The following is a 13,677-nucleotide window of genomic DNA, read 5'->3' on the forward strand; positions in this document are numbered from 1 at the left end:
GATGGCGGACGTCAGGCCTGGACCCACGTCGTGCCCTGGGCACTGTCCTTGAGGACGATGCCCTGCGCGGCCAGTTCGGCACGGATGCGGTCCGCCTCGGCGAAATTGCGCGCCGCCTTGGCTGCGGCGCGGGCCGCGATCTGCGCCTGGATGTGGGTCTCGTCAACCGCGGCCGTGCCGACACCGGCCTGCAGGAACTGCCGTGGCGGCTGCTGCAGCACCCCCAGCACACCGCCCAGGCGCCACAGCAGCGCGGCGGTCTCGGCCGAGCGGCTGCGGTTGACCTCGCCGGCCAGATCGAACAGCACCGACACGGCGATCGGCGTGTTGAAGTCGTCGTCCATCGCGGCCTTGAACCGGGCGGCGGCGGGGTGGGTCCAGTCGATCTCGGCCGGGGCCGTGTCGGGGGCCACGGCGTCCAGCGCGGTGTAGAGCCGGCGCAGCGCGCTGCGGGCGTCGTCGAGACCGGCGTCGCTGAAGTTGAACGGGCTGCGGTAATGCACGCGCAGCATGAAGAAGCGCAGCGTCTCGCCGTCGTAGGACTTCAGCACGTCGCGGATGGTGAAGAAGTTGCCCAGCGACTTGGACATCTTCTCGTTGTCGACGTTCAGGAAGCCGTTGTGCATCCATGTCCGCACGAAGGGCTTGCCGGTGGCGCCTTCGCTCTGGGCGATCTCGTTCTCGTGGTGCGGGAACTGCAGATCCAGCCCGCCGCCGTGGATGTCGAAGGTCTCGCCGAGCAGCGCGCAGCTCATCGCCGAGCACTCGATGTGCCAGCCGGGACGGCCTGGACCGTAGGCCGAGGGGTACTTGGCGTCCGCCGGCTCTTCAGGCTTGGCGGATTTCCAGAGCACGAAGTCGAGCGGATCGTCCTTGCCATCGGCCACGGCAACGCGCTCGCCCGCGCGCAGGTCGTCGAGCGACTTGCCAGAGAGCTTGCCGTAGCCGGGGAAGCGGCGCACCGCGTAGTTCACGTCGCCATTGCCGGCCTGGTAGGCCAGGCCCTTCTCCTGCAGCAGACCGATCATCGACAGCATCTGCGGCACGTACTCGGTGGCGCGCGGCTCGTGGGTCGGGCGCTCGATGCCCAGCGCACCGATGTCGGCGTGCATGGCGGCCGTCATCTCGTCGGTGAGCTGGCGGATGGTGATGCCGCGCTCGACCGCGCGGCGGATGATCTTGTCGTCGATGTCCGTGATGTTGCGCACATAGGTGACCTGCCAGCCGCTCGCGCGCAGCCAGCGCTGCACGACATCGAACGCCATCATCATGCGGGCATGGCCGATGTGGCAGAAGTCATAGATGGTCATACCGCACACGTACATGCGCACGTGGCCGGGGTCGATGGACTGGAAGTCTTCGAGCGAACGCGTGAGGCTGTTGTGGATACGCAGGGTCATCGATCGGGTCGCTTGGGGCGCGGAAGCTCAGGTACGGCGGGGCAGTATAGCCCCGGTACCAGCACGGTTGCGGCTGGTTCGACCGAGTCCCGAGGGCCGGCACTTGTTCAATATATGCACAATCCGGCCATGATGAAATTCCAGGTGCACCGCACCCGCTGGCTGCTGGCGGCCTTGCTGACCGCAGGCCTGATGCCATCGGCCGGGGCCGGCGAGCCTGCAGCGCCAACCCCTGATGCCCTGCGCGAGCAGGCGATGGCGATGGTCGCGCAGCAGCAGGATGCACAGGCGCTGCCCCTCTTCGAGGAGCGCGTGCAGCGCCAGCCCGGCCAGCCGCAGGCATTGATCGACCTGGGGGTGGCCCTGGCCCGGCTGGGACGCCTGACCGAGGCACGCCAGCGCTTCGACGAGGCCCTGCGCACCAGCAGCCCCCATGCGCTGGCACACGACAACCTGGTGCAACTCCAACTCAACATGGCACGCCACGCCTATGCCGCCGCACTCCAGTCCGGCGAGACACCACCAAGCGCAGACACCGGCCTCCAGTGGAGCCCCGCACCAACACCAGCACCTGCTCCAGCACCGGCTGTGCTCCCGCCCGTGGCGTCCGTGCCGGCCTCCGCCGCACCCGCATGGATCGCTGCGCCGAAAGCCGATGCCTCGGCCTGGCTGCGACCGCTGCTGGCCTCGCTGGCCCTGCTGGCCCTGGGTGCCACCGCCTGGGCGCTGAACAGACGTCCGCCGGTCGAGACACCGGTCGATCCGCCCGCGGCCACGACGTCACCCCCCGTCACGCAGGCCGTTCCGGAGCACGAGCGGGCTGTTCCGGAAGAACGCCTGATCCAGGTCTACCGGCTCATCGGGCAAGGACACCTGGCGCGCGCGCTGGAAGCGGCCGAATCGCTGGTGCGGGACCAGCCGCGCTTCACGCTGGCGCAACTCGTCTACGGCGACCTGCTGCTGGCCCACAGCGGCGTGCTGCGCGGCTTCGGACGCGGCACCACGCAGGTCCCCGGCGGTCAGGAGCGCCAGATCGCCCCGCTGCAGCTGGAAGCGCGCCAGCGCCTCGGCGCCTGGCAACAGCCACCGCCGCCCGGCACCGTGCCCCGCGAACTGCTGCTGCTGCCGACCTCGGTGCGTCAGGTGGTGGTGGTCGACGGGCTGCGCTCGCGGCTGTTCGTGCTGGAGCACCGTGCCGGGCAGCTCGTGCCGACCGCCAGCCTCTACGCCGCCATCGGCCGCCTCGGCGTGGGCAAGCAGGACGAGGGCGACCTGCGCACGCCGCTGGGTGTCTACGACATCACCGGCAAGCTCGACAGCCGGCAGGTCGGCGACTTCTACGGTGCGGGCGCCCTGCCGCTGAGCTATCCGAACGAACACGACCGGCGCCTGCGCCGCACCGGCGCCAACATCTGGCTGCACGGCACCCGCGCCGAGCGGCACGCCGACGCGCCCTTCTCCAGCAACGGCTGCATCGTGCTGTCCAACCCCGACATGGAACGGCTGCTGCGCGACCTCGTGCCACGCCGCACGCCGGTCGTCATCGCCGAGCACCTGGAATGGGTCAGCCCCAAGGTGCTGGCTGAGCGCCGCTCCGCGGCCATCGCGCTGGTCGAGTCCTGGCGGATGGCCCGCATGCAGCCGGATCCGGAGCGGCTGCTGGCGCTGTATGACCGCGCCTTCGACAACGGCGTGCAAGGCCTGGCGGAATGGCGCAGGCAACTCGCGAAAGACGCCGCCGAACACGGCGCGAAGGAGCGCCAGCTGACCGACCTGATGGTGCTCGACGCCCAGCGTGGTGGCGACGCCCTGTTCATCACCTTCCGCGAAGTGCTGCGGGGCAGCGTCCACGGACCGCTGCGCCGCCAGTACTGGGCCCGGGAGCGTGGACAATGGAAGATCTTTTCAGAAGGAGTGTTGGAATGAGTTCATCTCAGCTCGTGCGCGCTGCGGCGGCCCTGGCCCTCGGTCTGGCCCTCAGCGGGGGCGCCAGCGCCGAGAAGGTGCGGCTGGTCACCTCGATGGGCGACATCGTCGTCGACCTGGATGCCGCCAAGGCCCCGAAGTCGGTGGCCAACTTCATCGAGTACGTCAAGGCCGGCCACTACGACGGCACCGTGTTCCACCGCGTGATCAGCAACTTCATGGTCCAGGGCGGCGGCATGGACCCGGCGATGAAGGAAAAGCCGGTGCGCGCCCCAATTCCGCTGGAAAGCCGCAATGGCCTGAGCAACACCCGCGGCACGCTGGCGATGGCCCGCACGATGGTGCCGGATTCGGCCACCTCGCAGTTCTTCATCAACGTGAAGGACAATCCCTTCCTCGACCAGCCCAACTCGCAGGACGGCAACGGCTATGCGGTGTTCGGGCGCGTGATCGAAGGCATGGAGGTCGTGGACAAGATCCGCGGCGTGCCGACCGGCAACGCCGGACGTCACCAGAACGTGCCCGTCGAGCCGGTCCTCATCAAGAAAGCCTCTCTGGAGAAATAACCATGGCAGCCCCCCAAGTCGATCTGCAGACCACCCTCGGCACCATCCGCATCGAGCTCGATGCCGAGAAGGCGCCCCTGTCGGCCGCCAACTTCCTCAGCTACGTCAAGAGCGGCCACTACGACGGCACCGTCTTCCACCGCGTCATCAAGGGCTTCATGGTCCAGGGTGGCGGCATGGAAGCCGGCCTGAAGCAGAAGCCCACGCAAGCCGAGATCAAGAACGAGGCCAACAACGGCCTGAAGAACGAGAAGTACACGCTGGCCATGGCGCGCACCAACGCGCCGCACTCGGCCACGTCGCAGTTCTTCATCAACGTCGCGAAGAACGACTTCCTGAACTTCACCGCCGAGAACGCCTCCGGCTGGGGCTACGCCGTGTTCGGCCGCGTGGTCGATGGCACCGCCGTGGTCGACCAGATCGAGAAGGTCCGCACCGGCAAGCGTGGTTTCCACGACGACGTGCCGGTCGAGGACGTGGTCATCACCCGCGCCGTGGTCGTGGAGTGAGCCTGACGGTGCCGGTCCGTGTGCTCCGGGCTGCGCCGCAGTGGCGCTGCGTGGAGTGCATCTCCGACCTGCACCTCAGCCCGGCCACGCCGCGCACCGCCGCGGCGCTGGCCGACTACCTGCACCACACCGACGCCGACGCCGTCTTGGTGCTCGGCGACCTGTTCGAGGTCTGGGTCGGTGACGATGTGCTGGACGACGCGGGCAGCTTCGAGGCCCGCGTGCTGCGCCAGTTCGCCGACTGCGCCCGCCACCGCACGGTGGCGATGCTGGTCGGCAACCGCGATTTCCTGCTCGGCCCGCGCGCTGCCGCGATGGCCGGCTGGCAGGTGCTGGACGAGGTCTGCGTGCTGGAGGCCTTCGGGCGCCGCACCGTGCTGGTCCACGGTGACGCGCAGTGCCTCGCCGACGTGGACTACCAGCGCTTTCGCCTCCAGGCCCGTGATCCGGCCTGGCAACAGCAATTCCTTGCCCAGCCACTGGACCGCCGCCGTGCGTTCGCCCGCGGCCTGCGCGACAGCAGCGAACACCGCAAGCGCACGCTGGGCATGGCCGCCTATCCTGATCTGGACCCCGGCGCCATGCACGCCCTGCTGCACCAGCACCAGGCAACAACGCTGGTCCACGGCCACACCCACCGCCCTGGCGACGAAGTGCTGGGCGACGGGCTGGTCCGGCATGTGCTGACCGACTGGGATCTGGACCACGATCCTGCTGCGCCGCGCGCAGAGGTCCTGCGCCTCTCCGCAGAGGGTGTGCAGCGCCGGCCGCTGCCATGCTGAAACGCTGGTTCGACGCTTGGCACGCACGTCGCACGCAGCGGGTGCTGAACACCCGGGCGATTCCCGATGATCTGTGGCTGGAGACCTTGCATGCCTATCCCTTCCTGAAACGGCGCCCGCTTCCGGACCTGCTGCACCTGCGCGAACTGGCGACCTTGTTCCTGAGCGAGAAGGAGTTCAGCACCGCCGGGGATCTGGAACTCACCGACGCGATGGCCGTCGCCGTGGCGGCACAGGCCTGCGTGCCGGTGCTGCACCTGCCGGGCGGGCTGTCGCTGTACGACGGTTTCGTCGGCATCGTGCTGCACCCGCAGGAAGTCGTCGTGCAGCGCCAATGGAGCGACGAGGCTGGCGTGGTGCACAGCGGCGACGAAGTGCTGGCCGGCGAGGCGATGGAGGGTGGCCCGGTCATGCTGTCATGGCAGGACGTGCAGATGGCCGGCGCGCCGGACCGGACCGAGGATGGCTACAACGTCGTCATCCACGAGTTCGTCCACGTGCTGGACATGCGCAACGGCGGGGTTGATGGCGTACCCACCCTGCCGGACCGGACGATGCTGACGCAGTGGCAGGACGTGATGGCCCGTGCGCTGGCCCAGCACACCGCCGAGGTGGACGCCGCGTTGCCGACGTGGCTGGACCCCTACGCCGCGCAGGGCCCGGAGGAATTCTTTCCCGTCACGGCCGAGGCCTTCTTCGTGGCGCCGGAAGGGCTGCAGGCCGAATTCCCGGAGGTCTACGCGCTGCTGCGGGCCTACTTCGGACAGGATCCGGTCCGCTTCCAGCGCTGAGCGGCATGGGTCGGCCCATGAAAAAAGGGCCCGCAGGCCCTTTCGGTCATCACGCCGTTGCCGGCTCCGCCTTCGGTTTGTCGCTCTTGTTGCGCGGCTCGATGTCGAGCTGCACTTCGCCGGCTTCGTTCACATCGACCGTCAGACGACCACCGTCCGTCAGGCTGCCGAACAGCAGCTCGTCGGCCAGCGCACGGCGGATCGTGTCCTGGATCAGGCGCTGCATCGGGCGCGCACCCATCAGCGGATCGAAGCCCTTCTTGCCCAGGTGCTTGCGCAGCGCGTCGGTGAAGGTGACCTCGACCTTCTTCTCGTTGAGCTGGCCTTCGAGCTGGAGCAGGAACTTGTCGACCACGCGCAGGATGATGTCCTCGTCCAGCGCCCGGAAGCTGACGATCGAGTCCAGCCGGTTGCGGAACTCCGGCGTGAACATGCGCTTCAGGTCGCCCATCTCGTCGCCGGTCTCGCGGGCGTTGGTGAAGCCGATGGTGGCCTTCTGCATGGTCTCGGCGCCCGCATTCGTCGTCATGATGATGATGACGTTGCGGAAGTCGGCCTTGCGGCCGTTGTTGTCGGTCAGCGTGCCGTGGTCCATGACCTGCAGCAGCACGTTGAAGACGTCCGGGTGGGCCTTCTCGATTTCATCCAGCAGCAGCACGCAGTGCGGCTTCTTCGTGACGGCCTCGGTGAGCAGACCACCCTGGTCGAAGCCGACATAGCCCGGAGGCGCACCGATCAGGCGGCTGACAGCGTGGCGCTCCATGTACTCGGACATGTCGAAGCGCAGCAGGTCGATGCCGAGGATGTAGGCCATCTGCTTGGCCACCTCGGTCTTGCCGACACCGGTCGGGCCGCTGAACAGGAAGGCACCGATCGGCTTGTCCGGCTTGCCCAGACCCGAGCGCGCCATCTTGATCGCGCCGGCCAGCGCGTCGATCGCGGCATCCTGGCCGAACACGACGCTCTTCAGGTCACGGTCGAGCGTCTTGAGCTTGCTGCGGTCGTCGCTGGTGACGCTGGCGGGCGGGATGCGCGCGATCTTGGCGACGATGTCCTCGACCTCGCTGCGGGTGATGCGCTTCTTCTGCTTGTTCTTGGGCAGGATGCGCTGCGCCGCACCGACCTCGTCGATCACGTCGATCGCCTTGTCGGGCAGGTGGCGGTCGTTGATGTACTTGGCGGACAGCTCGGCCGCGGCCTGCAGCGCGCCCACGTCGTACTTGACGCCATGGTGCTCCTCGAAGCGCGACTTCAGGCCCTTGAGGATCTCCACCGTCTGCTCGACGGTCGGCTCGGCCACGTCCACCTTCTGGAAGCGGCGGGACAGCGCAGCATCCTTCTCGAAGATGCCGCGGTACTCGGTGAACGTCGTGGCACCGATGCACTTGATCTGGCCGGAACTCAGCGCCGGCTTGAGCAGGTTGCTGGCGTCCAGCGTGCCGCCCGACGCTGCGCCGGCACCGATCAGCGTGTGGATCTCGTCGATGAACAGCACCGCGTGCGGGTGTTCCTTGAGCTGCTTGAGCACGCCCTTCAGGCGCTGCTCGAAGTCGCCACGGTACTTGGTGCCGGCCAGCAGCGCGCCCATGTCGAGCGAGTAGACGGTCGATTCGGCCAGCACGTCCGGCACTTCGCCTTGCGTGATGCGCCAGGCCAGACCTTCGGCGATCGCCGTCTTGCCCACGCCGGCCTCGCCGACCAGCAGCGGGTTGTTCTTGCGCCGGCGGCACAGGATCTGGATGACGCGCTCGACCTCGTGCTCGCGGCCGATCAGCGGATCGATGCGGCCGTCACGGGCCGCCTGGTTCAGGTTCTGGGTGTACTGCTCCAGCGGCGAGCCCTTGCCCCCGTCGCCCTCGTCCTTTTCACCGTCGGATGCCGAAGGGCCGGACTCGCCCGGCGCCTTGGTCGGCTCGGGCGGATCGGACTTGCGGATGCCGTGCGCGATGAAGTTCACCACGTCCAGACGGGTCACGCCCTGCTGGTGCAGGTAGTAGACCGCGTGCGAGTCCTTCTCGCCGAAGATCGCCACCAGCACGTTGGCGCCGGTGACTTCCTTCTTGCCGTTGCCGGTGGACTGCACATGCATGATCGCCCGCTGGATCACGCGCTGGAACCCGAGCGTGGGCTGCGTGTCCACCTCGTCGGAGCCGCCCACCGTGGGCGTGTTCTCCTTGATGAACTGCGTCAGGCTCTTGCGCAGATCTTCGAGGTTGGCTGCACAGGCGCGCAGGACTTCGGACGCCGAAGGGTTGTCCAGCAGGGCCAGCAGCAGGTGCTCGACCGTGATGAACTCGTGCCGCTGCTGGCGCGCCTCGACAAACGCCATGTGCAGACTGACTTCCAACTCTTGCGCAATCATGCGACCTCCATAATGCACTGGAGCGGGTGTGCCGCTCGTCGTGCCGCTGCCAGAACCAGTTCGACCTTTGTCGCTGCGACATCCCGGGTATACACCCCGCAGACCGCCCTGCCCTCATGATGGATCTTCAGCATGATCAAGGTGGCGGCGTCGATGCCGTGATGGAAGTGCTCTTGCAGCACCATGACCACGAACTCCATCGGTGTGTAATCGTCGTTGAGCATCACGACTTGATAGGCACGTGGTGGTTCAACCCGCTGTTGCTGCCGCTCTTCGACGGCGGCACCCTGCCCGTCGGCAGGCGGGTTGGGGGATTTCGGTATTTCCGGCGTATTGCTGGCCATGGATGCATTCTATCGGTCGCTCGGATTCCCCGCGTGGCCCGGGGCAAGACGAAGTGGGTCGCCAGGGTTCCAAGTTGCCACGCACTCCCCCAACAGCGTCACGACAATGACCGTGACATCGTCTTCTGATTCTTGACAGCTTTTCTCACGATCCCCAGAATCTTGACAAAATTATTGGGATTTTCGTTGGGAAACTGGAGAACAAAACGATGGCTATTGGCATGGTGAAATGGTTCAATGATGTGAAAGGTTTCGGCTTCATCGAACCGGACGGGGGTGGAGAGGATGTGTTCGCGCATTTCTCGGCCATCCAGATGGAGGGATTCCGCACGCTCAAGCAAGGCTCGCAGGTGAGCTACGAACTGGTCGACGGCCCCAAGGGCAAGCTCGCACAGAACATCTGCGCCGTGCAGCCCACGCCACCACGGACGGCACCCCTGGCTCAAGCCGACAGCGCCGACGCCTGACACCCGCAGACCCGCACCGAACAGCAGCCCGCGAAAGCGGGCTTTTTGCTGAACGACGTTCGCTACCGCTGCGCCCGGGGACCGACGCCCAGATGCCCGGCAAACCAGTCACCGGCCAGACGGGCCACCGCCTCCAGCGCACCCGGCTCCTCGAACAGGTGGGACGCTCCCGCCACGACCTCCAGACGCTTTTCGCCACGCAGTCGCCGCAGTGCTTCGCGGTGCGGCTCGATCAGGAGCGTGTCCTCGCTGCCGACGATCAGCAGCGTCGGCGACCTGATCTGCGCAAGCGCGTCGCCCGCCAGGTCGGGGCGGCCACCCCGCGAGACCACCGCAGCCACCGCCTCCGGTTGCGCAGCAGCCACACGCAGCGCGGCCGCAGCGCCTGTGCTCGCACCGAACAGTCCGATGTCCAGATGCCCCACATCCCCACGGCAGCGTGTCCAGGCCACCGCATCGGCGACCCGCCCGGCCAGCAGGTCGATGTCGAACACCCGGGATCGATCGACCGCCTCGCGTGGGTCCAGCAGATCGAACAGGAGCGTGGCCAGCCCGCGGCGCTGCAGGCACTCCGCGACGAACCGGTTGCGCGGACTGTGGCGGCTGCTGCCGCTGCCATGGGCAAACAGCACGATGCCCACCGCATCGGTCACCAGCGCCAGATCCCCGGGCAGATGCCGGGCACCGATCTCCACTGCAAGCGGCGTCATGGCCATTCACTTTGCTGTAACGCCTGCAGCATCGCCATGCGGTCTTCCGGGCGGGTTGCGCGTACGCAAGCTGTCTCCGATTGAGTGCACGCAAGCCGGGCCCGCAGCCACCGCGGCAGCATGCAGCACAACAGGAGCCGCCCATGCCGTCCACCGAAACTGCCCGCCTGCCTGCGGACGTGGTCCCGCTGATACCGATGCGCAATCTCGTGCTGCTGCCGCACGCGCTGGTGACGGTGAGCGTCGGGCGCGAGCGGTCGGTCGCCGCCCTGCTGCACGCGCTGGCCACCGACACCCCGGTGGGCATCGTGCTGCAGAAGGACACCCGGCAGGATGATCCGGCGCCGGGCGACCTGTTCGCGGTCGGCACGCTTGCGCGGATCGTGCACCACCTGGAACCTCGGGAGGGCCTGCACCACACCCTCTGTCAAGGTACGCAGCGTTTCCGGATCGTGGAGGCGGTCGAGGGGCATCCCTTCCTGGCGGCGCGCATCCAGCAGATCGAGGAACCGGCGGACGCGTCGGCCGAGCTGGAGGCGCTGACCCTGCAGTTGCGGGAGCGTAGCCTGGCGCTGATTTCGCTGCTGCCAAGTGTCCCGGCCGAGCTGGTGGCCGCGCTCCAGTCGACCCGTGGCGCGTCCACACTGGCCGACATCACCGCCAGCCTCGTCGAGATCGAGCTGAACGAGAAGCAGGCGCTGCTGGAAGCGGTCTCGACCGAGGAGCGCCTGCGCAAGCTGCTGCCGCTGCTGGCGCACCGCATCGAGGTGCTGCGCCTGTCCAAGGAGATCGGGGAGCGGACCAAGGAACAGCTCGACGACCGGCAGCGCAAGTTCCTGCTGCGCGAACAGTTGAAGACCATCCAGCACGAACTGGGCGAGAACGGCGGAGAAGACGCCGAAATAGCCCGGCTCGAAGAGTCGATCGCCCGGTCCGGCATGCCCGCGGACACCGAAGCCCATGCGCGCAAGGAGTTGCGGCGGCTGCAGTCGATGTCCGACACCTCGGGCGAATACCCGATGCTGCGCACCTACCTGGAGTGGATGGTGGAGCTGCCCTGGTCGACACCGGCCGAGCACCCGATCGACCTGGCCGCCGCACGCCAGACCCTGGCCGCAGACCACTTCGGCCTGGAGCGCGTGAAGCAGCGCATCCTCGAATTCCTGGCCGTGCGCAAGCTGAATCCGGGCGGACGGGCGCCCATCCTCTGCTTCGCCGGTCCGCCGGGCGTGGGCAAGACCTCGCTGGGGCAGAGCATCGCGAAGGCGCTGCAGCGGCCGTTCGTGCGCGTGTCGCTCGGCGGGGTGCACGACGAGGCCGAGATCCGCGGCCACCGGCGCACCTACATCGGCGCCCTGCCGGGCAACATCATCCAGGGCCTGCGCAAGGCCGGCGCGCGGGACTGCGTGATGATGCTGGACGAACTGGACAAGCTGACAGCCAGCGCGCGTGGCGACCCGTCGGCCGCGCTGCTGGAAGTGCTCGACCCCGAGCAGAACAACACCTTCCGGGACAACTACCTCGGCGTGCCCTTCGACCTGAGCCGCGTCGTGTTCATCGCCACCGCCAACGTGATGGACCAGGTGCCGCCGCCGGTGCGGGACCGCATGGAGGTGATCGATCTGCCCGGCTACACGCAGGAGGAGAAGCTGCAGATCGCCGAGTCCTACCTCGTCGGCCGCCAGCGCGAGGCCAACGGCCTGCGCGAGGACCAGTGCCACCTTGCGCGTGGAGCACTGCAGGGCATCATCGCCGACTACACACATGAGGCCGGCGTGCGGCAGCTCGAACGCGAGATCGGCCGCACGATGCGGCATGCCGCGATGCAGATCGCCGAGGGACTGGCCGGGCAGGTGCGCATCGAGGCCACGGATCTGGACCGCATCCTGGGGCCTGCACGCTTCGAACGCGACACCGCGCTGCGGCAGAGCGTGACCGGCGTCGCGACCGGGCTGGCCTGGACACCGATCGGGGGCGACATCCTCTTCATCGAGGCGACACGGGTCCACGGCACGGGCCAGCTGGTCCTGACCGGTCAGCTGGGCGATGTCATGAAGGAAAGCGCCCAGGCGGCGACCACCCTCGTGAAGAGCCGGGCCGCCGGTCTGGGCATCGCCACCGCGGCATTCGACGAGATCGACCTGCACCTGCACATCCCCGCAGGCGCGATCCCCAAGGACGGCCCCAGTGCGGGTGTGGCGATGTTCGTCGCGCTGGCCTCGCTGTTCACCGACCGGCCGGTGCGGCACGACGTCGCGATGACGGGCGAGATCAGCCTGCGTGGTCTGGTGCTGCCCGTCGGGGGCATCAAGGAGAAGGTGCTCGCCGCGCAGCGGGCCGGGATCAGCGTCGTGCTGCTGCCGCAGCGCAACCTGAAGGACCTGCGCGACGTGCCCGAGAGCACGCGCAACGCGATCCGCTTCGTCGGGCTGGAGACGGTGGACGACGCGGTCAGCGCCGCACTGGGACTGGAGGTTCCGGTGGCCTTGACCGGACCTCGACCGACCGCCTGACGGGCCTTCCGCGGTGTCGCGGAAGGCTGGACGCCACGCACACCCTGCACATCACAGGTGGTCGATCATCACCTGACCGAAGCCCGAGCACGACACCTGCGTCGCCCCGTCCATCAGACGCGCGAAGTCATAGGTGACCTTCTTCGACGCGATCGCGCGCTCCATCGACGCCAGGATCAGGTCGGCCGCCTCGACCCAGCCCATGTGGCGCAGCATCATCTCGGCCGACAGGATCTCGGAGCCCGGGTTGACGTAGTCCTTGCCGGCGTACTTCGGCGCGGTGCCGTGGGTCGCCTCGAAACAGGCCACCGAGTCCGACAGGTTGGCACCCGGGGCGATGCCGATGCCGCCGACCTGCGCGGCCAGCGCGTCGGAGATGTAGTCGCCGTTGAGGTTCAGCGTGGCGATCACCGAGTACTCGGACGGGCGCAGCAGGATCTGCTGCAGGAAGGCGTCGGCGATCGAGTCCTTGACGGTGATGTCGCGGCCGGTCTTCGGATTGCGGAACTTGCACCACGGGCCACCATCGACCAGTTCGGCGCCGAATTCCTTCTGCGCCAGCGCGTAGGCCCAGTCACGGAAGCCACCTTCGGTGTACTTCATGATGTTGCCCTTGTGCACGATGGTGACGCTGGGCTTGTCGTTGTCGACCGCGTACTGCAGCGCCTTGCGCATCAGGCGCTCGGTGCCTTCGCGGGAGACCGGCTTGATGCCGATGCCCGAGGTGTCGGGGAAGCGGATCTTGGTGACGCCCATCTCGTCCTGCAGGAACTTGATCAGCTTCTTCGCCTTGTCCGACTCGGCCGCGTACTCGATGCCGGCATAGATGTCTTCCGAGTTCTCGCGGAAGATGACCATGTCGATCTTGTGCGGCTCCTTCACCGGCGAAGGCACCCCCTTGAAATACTGCACCGGACGCAGGCAGACGTAGAGGTCGAGTTCCTGGCGCAGCGCGACGTTCAGCGAACGGATGCCGCCACCGACCGGCGTGGTCAGCGGACCCTTGATCGACACCACGTACTCGCGCAGCACCTCCAGCGTCTCCGCCGGCAGCCACACGTCCGGGCCATAGACCCGGGTGGCCTTCTCGCCGGCGTAGATTTCCATCCAGTGGATCTGGCGCTCGCCGCCATAGGCCTTGGCGACCGCGGCATCCACCACCTTGATCATCACGGGCGTGATGTCGAGGCCGGTGCCGTCACCCTCGATGAACGGGATGATCGGGTGGTTCGGGACATTCAGCGAGAAGTCCGCGTTGACGGTGATCTTCTGCCCGTCGGCAGGCACCGTGATGTGCTCGTACATGG

At 67.6% G+C, this 13,677-nt stretch carries 12 protein-coding genes; 7 read left to right on the top strand and 5 right to left on the bottom strand.

Annotation, left to right across the window (positions count from 1 at the left end):
* Positions 1-11 precede the first annotated feature (11 nt).
* Positions 12-1,400 (bottom strand): cysteine--tRNA ligase, encoded by a 1,389-nt coding sequence (cysS, locus tag BDD16_RS00600; protein WP_179632074.1) that lies wholly within the window; start codon positions 1,398-1,400, stop codon positions 12-14.
* A 129-nt stretch (positions 1,401-1,529) separates the two neighbouring features.
* On the opposite strand from cysS, the gene BDD16_RS00605 reads away from it, so the two are divergent.
* Genes BDD16_RS00605 through BDD16_RS00625 form a run of 5 tightly spaced genes read left to right on the top strand, consistent with a single transcriptional unit; the run spans position 1,530 to position 5,974 of the window.
* On the top strand, positions 1,530-3,326 hold the full coding sequence (locus BDD16_RS00605) for a L,D-transpeptidase family protein (protein WP_179632076.1): 1,797 nt from the start codon (positions 1,530-1,532) through the stop codon (positions 3,324-3,326).
* On the top strand, positions 3,323-3,892 hold the full coding sequence (locus BDD16_RS00610) for a peptidylprolyl isomerase (protein ID WP_179632078.1): 570 nt from the start codon (positions 3,323-3,325) through the stop codon (positions 3,890-3,892). Before BDD16_RS00605 ends, BDD16_RS00610 begins: the two co-directional genes overlap by 4 nt.
* A gap of 2 nt (positions 3,893-3,894) precedes the next feature.
* Positions 3,895-4,401: a peptidylprolyl isomerase gene (locus BDD16_RS00615; RefSeq protein ID WP_179632080.1), complete on the top strand. Its 507-nt coding sequence runs from the start codon at positions 3,895-3,897 to the stop codon at positions 4,399-4,401.
* A gap of 8 nt (positions 4,402-4,409) precedes the next feature.
* On the top strand, positions 4,410-5,183 hold the full coding sequence (locus BDD16_RS00620; protein WP_310732758.1) for a UDP-2,3-diacylglucosamine diphosphatase: 774 nt from the start codon (positions 4,410-4,412) through the stop codon (positions 5,181-5,183).
* Positions 5,177-5,974 carry a M90 family metallopeptidase gene (locus tag BDD16_RS00625; RefSeq protein ID WP_179632084.1) on the top strand — a complete coding sequence of 266 codons (798 nt, stop codon included), beginning with the start codon at positions 5,177-5,179 and terminating at the stop codon, positions 5,972-5,974. Before BDD16_RS00620 ends, BDD16_RS00625 begins: the two co-directional genes overlap by 7 nt.
* 49 nt (positions 5,975-6,023) lie before the next feature.
* Here the strand turns inward: BDD16_RS00625 and clpA are convergent, their stop codons facing one another.
* Positions 6,024-8,336 carry an ATP-dependent Clp protease ATP-binding subunit ClpA gene (gene clpA / locus BDD16_RS00630; protein WP_179632086.1) on the bottom strand — a complete coding sequence of 771 codons (2,313 nt, stop codon included), beginning with the start codon at positions 8,334-8,336 and terminating at the stop codon, positions 6,024-6,026.
* A complete protein-coding gene (clpS, locus tag BDD16_RS00635) occupies positions 8,333-8,680 on the bottom strand; it encodes an ATP-dependent Clp protease adapter ClpS (RefSeq protein WP_179632088.1) in 348 nt (115 codons plus the stop codon). Before clpS ends, clpA begins: the two co-directional genes overlap by 4 nt.
* 209 nt (positions 8,681-8,889) lie before the next feature.
* Here clpS and BDD16_RS00640 point away from each other — a divergent pair, with 209 nt between their 5' ends.
* Positions 8,890-9,147, top strand: a complete 258-nt coding sequence (locus BDD16_RS00640; RefSeq protein WP_179632090.1) for a cold-shock protein — start codon at positions 8,890-8,892, stop codon at positions 9,145-9,147.
* A gap of 62 nt (positions 9,148-9,209) precedes the next feature.
* Here BDD16_RS00640 and BDD16_RS00645 read toward each other — a convergent pair whose 3' ends face one another.
* The gene (locus BDD16_RS00645) at positions 9,210-9,863 is read right to left on the bottom strand and encodes a dienelactone hydrolase family protein (RefSeq protein WP_179632092.1); all 654 of its coding nucleotides are present in this window, start codon (positions 9,861-9,863) and stop codon (positions 9,210-9,212) included.
* A gap of 137 nt (positions 9,864-10,000) precedes the next feature.
* Between BDD16_RS00645 and lon the strand changes: the two genes are divergently transcribed.
* Entirely contained in the window at positions 10,001-12,370 is a 2,370-nt protein-coding gene (gene lon, locus BDD16_RS00650) for an endopeptidase La (protein ID WP_179632094.1), read from the top strand.
* A gap of 51 nt (positions 12,371-12,421) precedes the next feature.
* Here lon and icd read toward each other — a convergent pair whose 3' ends face one another.
* Positions 12,422-13,675 (bottom strand): NADP-dependent isocitrate dehydrogenase, encoded by a 1,254-nt coding sequence (gene icd, locus BDD16_RS00655; RefSeq protein ID WP_179632096.1) that lies wholly within the window; start codon positions 13,673-13,675, stop codon positions 12,422-12,424.
* Between the last annotated feature and the right edge of the window lie 2 nt (positions 13,676-13,677).

The sequence above is a fragment of the Sphaerotilus montanus genome, assembly GCF_013410775.1.
Classification (GTDB): Bacteria; Pseudomonadota; Gammaproteobacteria; order Burkholderiales; family Burkholderiaceae_C; genus Sphaerotilus; species Sphaerotilus montanus.